The organism is Micromonospora sp. NPDC005087 (assembly GCF_042872965.1).
Classification (GTDB): domain Bacteria; phylum Actinomycetota; class Actinomycetes; order Mycobacteriales; family Micromonosporaceae; genus Micromonospora.
On the sequence record NZ_JBIALB010000026.1, the window covers coordinates 33,435 to 46,410 of the forward strand.

14 protein-coding genes and 2 pseudogenes are annotated in these 12,976 nt (G+C 68.0%); 8 read left to right on the plus strand and 8 right to left on the minus strand.

The window, feature by feature from the left end:
* The first annotated feature begins 78 nt into the window (after nt 1–78).
* The gene (locus tag ACFYPS_RS33110) at nt 79–1,923 is read left to right on the plus strand and encodes a LamG-like jellyroll fold domain-containing protein (RefSeq protein ID WP_354968263.1); all 1,845 of its coding nucleotides are present in this window, start codon (nt 79–81) and stop codon (nt 1,921–1,923) included.
* Between the two features lie 107 nt (nt 1,924–2,030).
* On the opposite strand, the gene ACFYPS_RS33115 is transcribed toward ACFYPS_RS33110, so the two are convergent.
* Nucleotides 2,031–2,171, minus strand: coding sequence for a hypothetical protein (locus ACFYPS_RS33115; RefSeq protein WP_354968264.1), 141 nt, complete (start codon nt 2,169–2,171; stop codon nt 2,031–2,033).
* A 398-nt stretch (nt 2,172–2,569) separates the two neighbouring features.
* Here ACFYPS_RS33115 and ACFYPS_RS33120 point away from each other — a divergent pair, with 398 nt between their 5' ends.
* Nucleotides 2,570–2,926, plus strand: a complete 357-nt coding sequence (locus ACFYPS_RS33120; RefSeq protein ID WP_354968265.1) for a YciI family protein — start codon at nt 2,570–2,572, stop codon at nt 2,924–2,926.
* 15 nt (nt 2,927–2,941) lie between these two features.
* Entirely contained in the window at nt 2,942–4,174 is a 1,233-nt protein-coding gene (locus tag ACFYPS_RS33125; RefSeq protein ID WP_354968266.1) for a sigma-70 family RNA polymerase sigma factor, read from the plus strand.
* A gap of 391 nt (nt 4,175–4,565) precedes the next feature.
* On the opposite strand, the gene ACFYPS_RS33130 is transcribed toward ACFYPS_RS33125, so the two are convergent.
* On the minus strand, nt 4,566–4,961 hold the full coding sequence (locus ACFYPS_RS33130) for an FAD-dependent monooxygenase (RefSeq protein WP_354968271.1): 396 nt from the start codon (nt 4,959–4,961) through the stop codon (nt 4,566–4,568).
* Nucleotides 4,962–5,258: 297 nt separating this feature from the next.
* On the opposite strand from ACFYPS_RS33130, the gene ACFYPS_RS33135 reads away from it, so the two are divergent.
* Entirely contained in the window at nt 5,259–5,576 is a 318-nt protein-coding gene (locus tag ACFYPS_RS33135) for a TetR/AcrR family transcriptional regulator C-terminal domain-containing protein (RefSeq protein ID WP_354968267.1), read from the plus strand.
* A 183-nt stretch (nt 5,577–5,759) separates the two neighbouring features.
* Here ACFYPS_RS33135 and ACFYPS_RS33140 read toward each other — a convergent pair.
* The 3 genes and pseudogenes from ACFYPS_RS33140 to ACFYPS_RS33150 all read right to left on the minus strand — a co-directional run.
* Nucleotides 5,760–6,290: pseudogene (locus ACFYPS_RS33140) on the minus strand (PhzF family phenazine biosynthesis protein); the annotation flags it as partial.
* A 22-nt stretch (nt 6,291–6,312) separates the two neighbouring features.
* Nucleotides 6,313–7,191 carry an IS5 family transposase gene (locus ACFYPS_RS33145; RefSeq protein ID WP_387329961.1) on the minus strand — a complete coding sequence of 293 codons (879 nt, stop codon included), beginning with the start codon at nt 7,189–7,191 and terminating at the stop codon, nt 6,313–6,315.
* 143 nt (nt 7,192–7,334) lie between these two features.
* Nucleotides 7,335–7,664: pseudogene (locus tag ACFYPS_RS33150) on the minus strand (PhzF family phenazine biosynthesis protein); the annotation flags it as partial.
* Nucleotides 7,665–8,039: 375 nt separating this feature from the next.
* Here ACFYPS_RS33150 and ACFYPS_RS33155 point away from each other — a divergent pair.
* Genes ACFYPS_RS33155 through ACFYPS_RS33165 form a run of 3 tightly spaced genes read left to right on the plus strand, consistent with a single transcriptional unit; the run spans nt 8,040 to nt 9,511 of the window.
* Nucleotides 8,040–8,381: an ArsR/SmtB family transcription factor gene (locus tag ACFYPS_RS33155; protein ID WP_387329944.1), complete on the plus strand. Its 342-nt coding sequence runs from the start codon at nt 8,040–8,042 to the stop codon at nt 8,379–8,381.
* A 3-nt stretch (nt 8,382–8,384) separates the two neighbouring features.
* Complete coding sequence (locus ACFYPS_RS33160; RefSeq protein ID WP_354968812.1) at nt 8,385–8,891, plus strand: SRPBCC family protein; 507 nt, start codon at nt 8,385–8,387, stop codon at nt 8,889–8,891.
* A complete protein-coding gene (locus tag ACFYPS_RS33165; RefSeq protein ID WP_354968813.1) occupies nt 8,891–9,511 on the plus strand; it encodes a dihydrofolate reductase family protein in 621 nt (206 codons plus the stop codon). The genes ACFYPS_RS33160 and ACFYPS_RS33165 overlap by 1 nt, the downstream gene beginning before the upstream one ends.
* A gap of 123 nt (nt 9,512–9,634) precedes the next feature.
* Here ACFYPS_RS33165 and ACFYPS_RS33170 read toward each other — a convergent pair whose 3' ends face one another.
* Nucleotides 9,635–9,826: a hypothetical protein gene (locus tag ACFYPS_RS33170; protein WP_387329948.1), complete on the minus strand. Its 192-nt coding sequence runs from the start codon at nt 9,824–9,826 to the stop codon at nt 9,635–9,637.
* A 546-nt stretch (nt 9,827–10,372) separates the two neighbouring features.
* Between ACFYPS_RS33170 and ACFYPS_RS33175 the strand changes: the two genes are divergently transcribed.
* Complete coding sequence (locus tag ACFYPS_RS33175) at nt 10,373–11,035, plus strand: Type 1 glutamine amidotransferase-like domain-containing protein (RefSeq protein ID WP_354968815.1); 663 nt, start codon at nt 10,373–10,375, stop codon at nt 11,033–11,035.
* Nucleotides 11,036–11,217: 182 nt separating this feature from the next.
* On the opposite strand, the gene coaD is transcribed toward ACFYPS_RS33175, so the two are convergent.
* Entirely contained in the window at nt 11,218–11,742 is a 525-nt protein-coding gene (gene coaD / locus ACFYPS_RS33180) for a pantetheine-phosphate adenylyltransferase (protein ID WP_387329952.1), read from the minus strand.
* Nucleotides 11,743–12,185: 443 nt separating this feature from the next.
* Nucleotides 12,186–12,590: a hypothetical protein gene (locus ACFYPS_RS33185; RefSeq protein ID WP_354968817.1), complete on the minus strand. Its 405-nt coding sequence runs from the start codon at nt 12,588–12,590 to the stop codon at nt 12,186–12,188.
* Nucleotides 12,591–12,976 lie beyond the last annotated feature (386 nt).

Below are 12,976 nucleotides of genomic sequence, written 5' to 3' on the forward strand. Positions count from 1 at the left end.
TTGCCGGGCACCATGATCAACGTTCGTGGTCGGGGGGCGTACTGAGCCTGGAGCATCATCGATCTGAGGAGCAACCCCATGCAACAAGGCCCGAGTCGGCGCCGATTCCTTCAGAACGCCGGCCTGGTCGGTGCCGGTCTGGTCGGCGCCGGCACCGTCGGGGCCCAGGCCCCCGCGTCGGCGAGCGCGCACGGCGGCGGCGGTCGGCCCGACCCCGACCTGCCCCATTTCACGCTCGCCGTCATCCCGGACACGCAGTACCTCTTCGACACCGACCGCGGTGACCCGGCGCCGTTGGCGGCGAGTCTGCGCTGGATCATCGACAACCAGGCGCAGCGGAACATCGTCTTCACCGCCCACCTCGGCGACATCGTCGAGAACGCGCGCGCCGACGAACTCGCCGCCGCCGGCAAGGTGTTCGAGACCTTCGACCGTCAACGGATGCCGTACAGCGTGCTCGCCGGCAATCACGACATCAACTCGTCCACGACCGACCAGCGAGGGCCGAGCCCCTACCTCGACGTGTTCGGGCCAGAGCGGTTCCGGAAGCTGCCGACGTACGGCGGAGCGACCAAGGACGGCTACAACACGTACCACGTCTTCACCGCCGCGGGGCGGCAGTGGCTGCTGCTAGCGCTCGACTGGCGTCCGTCGGACGCCGGTCTCGCCTGGGCGAAGTCGGTCCTGGCCGCGCATCCGCACATCCCGGTCATCCTCACCACCCACGACATGGTGTACGCGGACGACACCGCAGCGGCGACGCTCTCCGGGCACGGTCAGCGGCTCTGGGACGAACTCGTCGCGGAGAGCGACCAGATCTTCCTCACCCTCAACGGGCACTACTGGCCGCCCGGCCGGACCGTGCTGCGCAACGCCGCCGGGCACGACGTGCACCTGCACATCACCAACTACCAGGACCGCTACTACGGCGGCAGCGCGATGATCCGGCTCTACCAGTTCGACCTGGCACGCAACACGATCGACGTGGAGACCTTCTCGCCGTGGATCCTCGGGCAGCGGCCCGAGCAGCGCAATGTCCTGGAGCAGCGCGAGATGGAGCTGACCGGCGCAACCAACCGGTTCAGCATCGGGGTCGACTTCGCGGCGCGGTTCGCAGGCTTCGACCCGGTGCCGCCTCGTGCGCCCCGCAACCCGGCCACCATGCTGGTCCCGGGCACGCTCGCCTACTGGCGGTTCGACAAGGGGCGCGGCGACGGCGTCGCAGTGCCGGACGGCGGCCGGATCGAGGATCTCTCCGGGCGCGGGAACCATCTCACCCGGGCCACCCTCGCCGGTAGCGGGCCGGAGGCGCTGCGCTGGTCCGGAGAGCACCACCCCGACCAGCCGGCTCACGCCAGCCTCCGCTTCGACGGTGCCAAGAAGCCGGCGCGCGGCGCGTACCTACGGACCGTCGACGGCGCCCCGCTCAACGCCGAGACCTTCCGCGACGGCTACACCATCGAAGCGTTCGTCAAGCTGCCCGCCGACGTTCGGGCGAGCAACCACGCGTGGATGAGCATCCTGAGCCGCTTCGGCGCCGGCCGGGACGCGGGCAAGACCGGCGGCGACCCGTCGGAGCCGATCGCCACGCTGAGCCTGTCGGACGGCATGGCGTTGCAGTGGGCCGTCTTCCCGCTCAACCAGAACGACATCTCCAGCAACTGGGGCCACGAGATGCCCGCCGACGAGTGGTTCCACGTCGCGGTGGTCAACGACGGGAAGACCACCACCTTGTACGTCGACGGCGCCGAACTGCTGCGCAACCCGTCCACCCCGGCGGTCGGCCTGGCCACGTCGAACGAGCCGTGGCTGGTCGGGGCGTACCACTACGACCGGATCGTGGAGCAGGGCTTCTACGGCTGGATCGGTGACATGCGGGTGGTGAACCGTCCGCTGCCGGTGAGCCGGTTCATGCGGGCCTGACGGTGGAGGTGGCGTGGGGTGGGCCGGGCGGTCCGGCACCGGTCCACGCCACCTCCGTGCGTCTTGGCGCCGACGGCGTAGCACCTGTCGCTGGGCCTGGAACGGGCTCAATCGGAGACGGCGGAGGAGCCTTCCAGCGACGCATCCGTCGGTGCCGGCGGGTTGAACCGGGAGCAGGCGCGCACTTGCCAGCGAGGCGCGCTGGCCTGTTCGATCTCCACGACGTGGTCGATCTCGAATTCGACCATCCGGCCGTGCACCGGGGAACCGGCTCGCTCGCTCCGGGTCCCAGTTGATCCGCCCGGTTCCGTTGAGCTACAGGGTGCGGCCGGTTTCCCAGTCGGGGTGGACGAGCCCGGTTCGGGAATCGAGCTGCATGCCGCCGAGGCTCATGAAGAAGGAGTTGCCGACGTAGTCCGGCCAGCTGATCGTCCCCTCGTCGAGGACGGTGACGAATCGGGCTGTCCGCCGCGGGACCTACCGGCGGAAACGTCGTGCAGAGCACTCTCGGTCGGATCGACGGCCCGCGATCGTTCCCAGGTCGTCGCGCCAGAATTTCGTCCCGGCTGTCGATCTGCCACCCTCCGGGCTCGTCGTAGGGTAGAGGCCACCACAGAGGGGCCGGCACACGATGGGGCTATGAGAAATGGCGAAGTACCTGATTCTCATCTTTGGCGACGCCCAGCAGTGGAACGCGATGACTGATGAGGAGTGGAAGGCGAACCACGCCGCCCACGAAGCGTTCGCCGCCAAAGCAGGCTCACGGATCATCGACGGACAGCAGTTGGAGCCGGTGCCCACGGCGACCTCGCTGCGCTCGGACGCGTCCGGCCAGATCCACACGACGGATGGGCCGTTCCTGGAAACTAAGGAAGCGCTGGGCGGTTACTACCTGCTCGAGGCGGCCGACCTGGACGAGGTTCTGTCGATGGTGACGCTGCTACGCGAGGTGCACCAGACGCACAGCGGTGTGGAGATCCGCCCGGTGGTCGACCGCGGATGACGTGGTGAGGCACGGATGAACGATGACGTCCTCGCGGCGGTGGCGCAGGCGCACCGCCGCGACTGGGCCCAGGTGCTCGCCACCACTGCCCATCTGACCCGTGACCTCGACCTCGCCGAGGAATGCACCCAGGACGCTTTCGCCCAGGCCCTGGAGACCTGGGCAGAGACCGGCATTCCCGAGCGACCGGGCGCCTGGCTCACCACCATCGCGCGCAACCGGGCCCGCGATGTCCTGCGCCGCGAGTCGGTGTTCCGTCGCAAGATGCCGTTACTCGTTCGGGACGAGGCGGTGCCGGGCCCCGAGGACGGTCTGGTCGACGACCGGCTGCGGCTCATCTTCACGTGCTGCCACCCTGCGTTGTCCAGGGAGGCGCAGGCCGCCCTGACCCTGCGCCTGGTGTGCGGGCTGTCCACGCCTGAGGTGGCCCGCGCGTTCCTGGTGCAGCCGGCCACCATGGCCGCGCGTGTCACCCGGGCCAAGAAGAAGATCGCCACGGCACGCATCCCATACCGGGTACCGGGCCCGGACCAACTCGAGGAGCGGGTCAGCGCCGTCCTCGAGGTCGTTCATCTCATCTTCACCACCGGTCACACGGCACCGCTCGGCGCTCACCTGGTCCGCCGGGACCTGGTGGACAGCGCGATCAGGTTGGCCCGCATGTTGCATCTGCTCATGCCGACCGACGCCGAGATCAGCGGCCTGCTCGCGCTGTTAGTGCTCATAGCGTCGCGTCTGGACACCCGCGTGTCCGACGACGGGCGCCTGGTGCTCTTGTCTGAGCAGGACCGCTCACGCTGGGACAGGCAGCTCATCGCCGAAGGCCAGTCGTTGTTGACCGATGCGTTGCGCCGACGGCCACCCACACGGTACGCCCTGGAGGCTGCGATAGCGGCCGTGCACGCCGAGGCGCCGACATGGCAGGACACCGATTGGACAGAAGTTGTCGGCCTCTACGATGCCCTGTTCCGGCTGTGGCCTTCGCCTGTGGTCGATCTCAATCGGGCAGTCGCGATCGGCCTGCGCGACGGACCAAGGGCCGGACTCGACGCGCTGACGCCGTTGCTCGCCGATCCGGCCCTGGCCACGTACGGATATCTCAGTGCCGCCCGCGCCGACTTCCTGCGCCAGTTGGGGCAGTGGCCGCAGGCCGCGACGGCCTACGAAGAGGCGCTGACCCTCACCGACAACAGCGTCGAGCGGGTCTTCCTCACTGAGCGGTTGACCGAACTGCAGCAGTATCTGTGATCGTCAGCATTCCACGGACGGTCTTGGAGTACCCGTCGATGCCATAGTGGCCACGGCGGCTAGGCGTGTCTACCGATCTTGTAGTGGTTGACTTCGATGGCGACGGCATCCTGATCGCGCTCTGTCGAGGTGGACCCGCTCAGGACATCCGCGACTACCCCGCCGGGCCATGGGTCATGAACCGGTGGCTGACCCACGTTGGTCAGTCGCCGCCTACCCTCGCGCGGATCTGGGTAGTCGGAACAATGCGTGGCGGCCGTTGTCGTCCCAGAAGCCGGTCTCGGTGCCGGTGGCGAGCAGGGTGGCGTTGAGTGCCTCGCGTTCGGCTCGGGTGGGGACGGCAGGGTGAGGTGCCGGGTCGGTCACGCTGCGGTCTTTCCGCAGCGCGTTCTCAGTCTGCGGGTGCCGGTTCGGCGGGCCGGGCCGTGAAGAAGCGGATGATGTCTTCCGCTGCGGTTGGGGACAGCATCATCGCCTGGACTCGTGCGGACATTTCGGCGATCGGATGAATCCTGGTGAACATCGCCTCTTCGTACGTCCGGATCGCCGAGTCAGGGTCGGCGGGGTTGGCGGCGAGTCGGCTGGCGAGTTCGGCGGCGTCGAGCATGGCCTGGTTGGCGCCCTCGCCGACCGGCGGCATGAGGTGCGCGGCGTCGCCGATGAGGGTGACGCCCGGCCGGCTGGACCAGCGCGTACTGATGGGCATCGCTTCGATCGGGCGCGGCGTCGGCGCGCTGTCGCCGGCCTCGATGAGTGCGGTGAGGCGTGGGTCCCAGCCAGCGAACATGTCCAGCAGAGCGCGCTTAATACGGTATGTGTCGATGGGGCGATCGTCTGCGCGCAGCGAGATCCCGACACGTAGGCGGCCGTCGCCGAGGCGTTGCGCTGCCAGGATCTGGTTCACGCCGACGCACCACAGGTTCCCGGGGCCAACCAGCTCGGCGAGATCGGGATGGCGCCGGTCGACGTCTTCGATGTTCAGCTCTACGAGTGTGGCCACATAGGACAGTTGGACGTCGGTCAGCAGCGACCGGACGACTGAGCGCGCGCCGTCCGCGCCGATGAGGATGTCGCAGCCGGTTCGGTGGCCGCCATCGAACGTCAGTTCCCAGCCCCCGTCAGGTCGCGGGGGCGCCGCGAGGCTTTGGGCGCCCTCAACGCCTTCATCATCGGAGCGGTCCGCAGAGAGGTCACCGAGCGACGCACCGCCCGTTCCACCGGCACCGATGAGGCCGCCTGGCAGGCCAGCCTCGGCCCCTACCTCACACGCATGTTGAAAACCGGCCGATACCCCACCGTCGCCCGGCTCGTCATCGACGGCGCCCACCTCAATGCCGAGGAAACCTTCAACCACAACCTGACCACCGTCTTGGACGGCATCACCAGCCGACCCCCCACGTGACCTACCGCTCTGAGGCCAGCGGCCGGCTGGAAGCCGATGCACCTTGATCAGATATCCGGATCTGCCGCCGATCGCGCGTCACAGTACGTGACGAGAGAGCGGCAGCGTACGGCGCGCGGTCGTGGCGATGACAGTGCATTGCCAAGTCGTCGACGACAAGTCTTGACGGCTCGACTGGGTTGGTCAGACCCCGCTCGCCTGGATGTCAGGAAGGGCAACGGCGGTGCCGGTCACCGCGATCCCGGTTCCGGGTTGGGCGGGGATCTCGATCGTGAGCAGGCTTGGACGGCCCATGTCCTGGCCCTGGTGCACGGTGACCGTCGCGGGCGGCGCCACCAGGCGCATCTCGCGCAGATAGCCACCCAACGCCGCGGCCGCCGCACCGGTCGCGGCGTCCTCGACAACACCACCGGGTGGGAACGGGTTACGCGCGTGGAATACCAGCGCGGACTCGCGGTAGACCAGGTCGATGGTTGTCCAGTCGCGCTGGGCCATCAGGCTGGCCAACGCCGCTATGTCGTAGTCCAGGCTGGCCAGGCGTTGCCGGCTCGCGGCGGCCACGATGGGATGCCACGCCCCGGCGAAGGCGATCCGCGGCGGCAGCGTCGCGTCGAGGTCGCCCGGCGTCCAGTGCAGCGCTTCGAGCAGCGCCGCAAGGTCGCCGGCGGAGATAGGTTTGCTTTGCGGTTCGACGCTGATCAGCGTGGCGGTGCTAGGCCGTGTTTCATAGCTCGGTTCAGAGCCATTCGTTGATCGCGGCGACGTGGAGTGTGGCCTGGTAGCGCACAGCGAGTTTGTCGAATCTGGTGGCCATGGCTCGGTGGCGTTTGAGCTGGTTGATGCCGCACTCGACGGCGTGACGCTGGCGGTAGGCGATGGGGTCGAAGGTCGGTGGCCGGCCGCCCTTCGCACCTTTCCTGCGCCGGCTGGCGGCCTGGTCGATCTTGATCGGGATGGTGGCCGGGATGCCACGTCGGCGTAGTTCCGCCCGGTTGCCGCGTGAGCTGTATGCCTTGTCCGCCAAGACCCGATCGGGTCGGGTGCGGGGTCGGCCGCCGCCGAGCCGGGGGACCCGGATGCAGGCCAGGACCCGGCTGAACTGCGGGCTGTCGCCGCGCTGCCCGCCGGTCACCAGCATCGCCAGGGGTTTGCGGCCCTGCTCGCAGGCCAGGTGCACCTTCGTGGTCCAGCCGCCCCGCGACCGGCCCAATGCGTGATCAGCGGGCTCGTCCTCGACTCCGCCGGGTGGTTCCTTCTGCCGCTCGGGTTGGGTGCGGGCGCCTGCGGCGTGCTGATGCGCCCGCGCGATGGTCGAGTCGACGCTGACATCCCAGCCGATCAGACCGGCCGCGTCGGCGCGGGTTTGCAGCCCGGCGACGATCCGCTGCCACACCCCGGCGCGTTGCCAGCGACGGAACAGTCCGTAGACCGTCTGCCAAGGTCCGTAGCACTGCGGCACGTCCCGCCATGGCGAGCCCACCCGCACCCGCCACCGGATCCCATCAATGAGCTGCCGTTTACTCCACTTCGGCGGCCGACCCGGCCTCTTACCCCTGGGCAGCAGCGGCACAAGCGCCGCCCACTGAGCGTCGGTCAGGTCGTGCCGCCTCGTCACCGGTATGGTGGCCACGAGGTCTCCGGTTTCAGGTTCTGCTTGGTCGCTGAACCATCTACCGGAGACCTCACTGCGTATCGATCACCGACACGCCACAACCCTGATCAAGGTCGACCGCCAGCCCCCGCTATGAAACACGGCCTAGTGCCGTCCGCCTGCACCTTGGTGGAGACCTCGACCAGGCCGGCGCGGGTGTCCAGATACAGAACTCCCGGACCGTGCCGCTCGGCGTAGGCAACTGCCGACGCGATGGTCGCGTGGCCGCAGAACGGGACCTCTGCCTTCGGGCTGAAATAGCGCACCTTGAAATGCCCATTCCCGCCAGGCACGAGGAACGCCGTTTCGGAGTACCCGACATCGGCCGCCACCCGCTGCATCTCCGCGTCGCCGAGCCCGGTGGCATCCAGCACAACACCAGCCGGGTTGCCGCCGGCTGGATCGGCACTGAACGCGGCGTACCGCAGGATCTCCATGATCACGATCATAGGGTGGCGCCTCACCAAATTCGAGTGCCAATCCACCCGTCACGCCGCAAGAGCAGCCCGTCACCCGGCATCCGCACATGCCGCTGACAGCGCGTCGGAGACGACCGGATCTGCCGAGAACCGGGCTGACGCGCCGCTACCGTCGCGTCCAACGATCATTGGCGCCATCGCCCCGATCGATGACGGCGTGCGTGACGACAGAGACGTGATCATCCACCAGCTGCCGTAGCTCGACGACGGGGAGCAATGATCAGAACCTGTGGATGGTCCTCGCCGCTGACAAGGGTCACGATCGTCGTCTCACAAGACCCGCTTGATTCCTCTCGGCATGACGCATGCTGTTATGGGTATATGATGGTTGCCATGGCACGAGCAGCGACGACGTCGGACGTCTTCAACGCGATCGCTGAGCCGCAGCGCCGAGAGATCCTGGTACTGCTGCGGGCGGGTGAGCGGTCGGTGACCGAGTTGGCGCAGGAGCTGGGGATGACCCAGCCGGGGGCGTCCAAACACCTGCGGGTGCTCCGGGAGGTCGGGCTGGTGCGGGACCGCAAGGCAGGCAAGCAGCGCCTGTACGGCCTTGACGCCCGCGGGCTGCGACCGGTTCACGAGTGGATCCGCGGGTTCGAGCGGTTCTGGAACGAGAGCTTCGACCGGCTGGACGCGTACGTGCAGGACCTCAAGCAGGCAAGGCAGGAGGAGTAGCTGATGAGCGCGACGGGACGAGTAGCGCCGGCGCAGTCCGCGACGGCCGACCGCGAGATCGTGATCTCGCGGGTCATCAATGCCCCACGGGAGCTGGTGTTCGAGGCGTTCACCGAGGTGCGGCACCTGTCGCGGTGGTGGGGACCGGAGGGGTTCACCACCACCACGCGGGCGTTCGAGTTCCGCGTCGGCGGGGAGTGGGACTTCGTGATGCACGGACCGGACGGGACGGACTACCAGGAGTGGATCTCCTGGAACGAGATCGCCCCGCCGGAGCGGATCGCGCTACTGCACGGTGAGTCCCGCGGCGACCCGAACGCCTTCGAGTCGGTCTTGACGTTCGCGCCCGACGGTGTGGCGACCCGGATCGAGATGCGCACGGTTTTCCCCACCAAGGAGCTGCGCGACGAGGCGGTCGAGAAGTACCACGCGATCGAGGGCGGCCAGCAGACCCTGAGCAACCTGGCGGCCTACGTCACCGAGATCGTTCGGAAGGGAGTTGAGGGCTGATGGCCGGGAAGGTGTTCTTCAGCGTGTCGATGTCGCTGGACGGGTTCATCGCGCCCGAGTCCCTCGAGGACTTGATGGGGCAGCAGTGGATGGAACTGCAGCAGTGGATCTTCCCGCAGCGGTTCATCCGGGAGAACCTGAAGCTCGGCGAGGGCGGCGCGGAGGGGCGCGACAACGACATCGTGCGGGAGACGTTCGAGCGCGCCGGCGCGAGCGTGATGGGCAAGCGCATGTTCGACGCCGGCGAGCAGGCGTGGCCGGAGGAGGCACCGTTCCACACGCCGGTCTTCGTCGTGACGCACGAGAAGCGTGACCCCTGGGAGCGGCCGGGCGGGACCACCTTCCACTTCGTCAACGACGGCATCGAGCCCGCGCTCGACCAGGCCCGCGAGGCCGCCGGCGACCGGGACGTCCGCATCGCGGGCGGCGGCGCAACGATCCTGGAGTACGTGAACGCCGGCCTGATCGACGAGTTCTCGATCGCGCTCTCACCCGTGCTGTTCGGCTCCGGAATCCGCCTGTTCGAGGGCGTGGACGCGGGCCGCGTGGCCCTGGAGCCAGTCCGCGCAGAGCCGACGCAACGGGTGACCCACCTGACCTACGCAGTCCGGGAGCGGTAACTGTCTCGACCTCAGCGCTCCCCGCCGAGGTCAGCAGCGCGGTGAGATCCCCGACGCTCTGAGCGTCAGGAAGGGCGAGCGTTCGGGCCGCGATCTCGGCCGCGCGCTCCTCCGGGAGGGACCTCACGGCGTTGTTGTGGAACTTCCTCGCCAGCTCCTCGTCGGACACGGTTTGCCGAGGCCGCCGCGGTTGACCTCGACGCGGGCCTCGAGTTCCTCGGCCGTGCGGGTGGTCACGCGCAGGACGGCGGGGAAGGCGTGCGAGAACGACGCGCTGCAGCGCTCGTCCTCGACGCAGCGCACCAGGGCGGCCACGGCGAGGCGGCGGGGGTCACGGGCGGCGGCGGCGCGGCGACCGTGTAGGGGCCGCTGAACGCCGCGTGGTACCCCGAGGCCGGCCGTGCCTTGGCCTCGGGTGGCTCGGCGATCGTGCGCAGGACGGGCTTGCGCCGCGACCATAACACCGAGAAAGAAGGCGCCAGCTCAGCCGTCAGGGTAGTGCGCAGGTCGCAGAAGCGTCCGCCTCAGCACGACGGCGCATTTCGCCACTCGGCGGACGCCAACGCATCCGGATTTGCCGCCGTCCGTACATGCTGACTGATCAAGAGCGGCCACGGTCGGTAGGTGGCCTGAGTCGAGCGGGCATCCTGAACTGCCGATGAGCGGTCGCCGCGACATGCGCATCCTGCGTGCGTCGGTCGGGCGCACGTGCTGTGCGGGTAGGACCGGGTGGAGGATTAGTGGGCAATCGCACCCGGCGACCTGAGGGACCTCTGAAGAGGTTGCTCGACCTCCGATGAGTTCCAGCACGGTCCCGGGTCTTAGGCACATCCACCCTCCGCGCGTGAATCTGGAGGCACCTTGAAGCTCCTGCTTACGTCAGGCGGCGTCACGAACCCAAGCATCCACTCGGCGCTCGTGCAGCTCCTCGGCAAGCCGATCGCCGAGTGCCACGCCCTCTGCGTCCCGACAGCACAATGGGGTCACCCGATGTGCGGTCCGAAATCGGTGCGGGGCTTCGTAGCCGCCGAGCCCGTGTTTCAGTACCTGTCCGGCCTGGGTTGGGCATCGCTCGGCGTCCTCGAGCTCACCGCACTGCCCACCATCGGCGCGGAGCGATGGGTCCCCTGGGTCCGGGAGGCCAACGTTCTCCTGGTCGACGGCGGCGACGCGACGTACCTGTGCCACTGGATGCGGGAGTCCGGGCTGGCCGATCTGCTGCCATCGCTGCCCGACACGGTCTGGGTGGGAGTGAGTGCCGGAAGCATGGTGATGACGCCCCGGATCGGAACGTACTTCGTCGAGTGGCCGTCCGCACCGGACGACCGCACCCTGGGAGTCGTCGACTTCTCGATCTTCCCGCACCTGGACGCTTTCCCAACAAACACCCTGGCCGACGCAGAGCGGTGGGCCGCCGAAATCGGTGTCCCGGCCTACGCCATCGACGAACAGACGGCCATCAAGGTCGTCGACGGCTCGGTCGAGGTGGTCTCCGAAGGGCAATGGAAGAAGTTCGGGTCATAGCCGCCCGGCATCCGTGACGTCGCGTCGTTGGACGTGACCCATCGACTTGCAGCATTTCCGAGAGCGCCTGCCCATGTCGCAGGTCGCGTGCGCTCTCGGATCTGCCGCCGACTGTGCGCGGATCTGCCGAGAAGAGTGCATCCCACCTCGAGGCGTTGCCACCGTTCCGGTACCCCTGGGGGTCACTCTTCAGCGTTCAGGGACGGACGGGCCGACTGTGCCGAGCGGTATGCGCGTGCGACCGTGGACGAAGTGGCGGCCAGCTGCGGACGGGACGGCAACCAGACGGTCTGAATGCCGAGTTGCTCGTTCATCGCAGCGAGCTGGTACTCATGGCGAAGGTCCGCAGCCGTACGTAGGCCGCGGACGATGACCGTGGCGCCGCGGCGCAGGCAGTAGGCGGTGGTCAGGCCGGTCCAGGTGTCCACCTCGACATTGCCCCAGGCTGCCGGCATGGCGTCGCGCACGCGTACGGCCCTGGTCGTGGCCTCGGCGGTTGGTCGCTTGTCGGCGTTCACCGCCAGCAACACGATGATCTGGTCGAACATCACCCGGGCACGGGCCACCAGGTCGCGGTGCCCCGCGGTGAATGGATCGAACGTACCGGGATAGACCGCCAACGAACCGCGTACCGGCACCACTCCACGATCCGACGTAGCCGTCACCGCGACTCCAACCACATGGCCACGATCATCCCAGCCGTACATCCGCGCCGACCACGCTCAGCGCCACCTCCGTGCTGCTCTTTCTGCGAACCGCCGCGCGCCCTGCCTCAAAGGCGCCCGCAACCATCTATTGGGTCGAGCTCGACGACCGCGTTTGGACCATCCGAACAGCGGCCGGTCAGGTGCATGTCGAGCCCGGCGAACCCAGCAGGGCAGACGCATGCCTCCGCGCTGACCCGGCCGCGCTCGACGCTGCCGTGTCCGACGGGAGCGTCGTCGCCGCAGGCGACCTGTCGGCTCTTCGCCGGCTCTTGCAGGCAGCCACCATCCCGTCTCCCGCCGCCGGGTAGCCACATCAACGACCACCGCACCGCACCCTCATGCCGCGATCCGCGCGCTACCCAGCGTTACGGTGAACCGGCGCGGTCGACGCTCGGACATGCCGATGAGCGGTCATTCGGTTGATCGCCTCGTGCCGCGATGACCTATCGTCGGCCGCCGTCGTCGTCGGCCTGCGAAAGCTCAATGGTGAGGTCGCCGGCGAACGAGCCGACGAGCATCCGCCGGTTGCCGACTGTAAAACGGACCTCGACGAGCTCACCGACCTGGTTGTGGCTGGGTACCACATCTGAGACTGGGCCGGTCATCTGATCGATCACCGATCGCGTCATCGCTTCGGGGGGCCAAAGGTAGTCGGGCATTTCGACTTGGGACCGGAGTTCGGCTACCAGTCGCCAATCGGTCCAGACCGTCAGCGTAAGCGACAGACCGTCGGTGAAGACCAGTTGGATCGCCTGGAGGTACCCGTCGGGCTCACATATCTGAGCGATCTCGATGACAGCGCGTGCTCGAACGTTGAGCGCATCCAGACCCTCGGCGAGTATGGCCATCGCTTTCCTTCCGCCAGACGCTGGTCCCAGGATTCCACGATCGCATGACAGCTCAGCGGTCAGACAGCCGCAGGGCAATGCGCTGATCTGCCGCGAGTCGCGCGGTTGTCGCCTCGCGATCATGTCAAGCGTCGTCCGAGGCCACGACGTCAAGCATCACCCGGCGCAGGACAGCCGGCTGCTGGCGTGTGATCCGACAACTGACTTGCGACACAACTCCGCCAACAGATGTGCGACAGGTTCCAGCGATCTAGGGGGCGGCAGGTTGGCCGCCGACGAAACGTCCTGTCATGCCGATGAGCGCGCAGTTGGTCAACGATCGGGCCGTCCGGGTCCGAGTTGGGCGGACGACCTCATACCTCGGAACTCCCCGGACCTCCTACTCT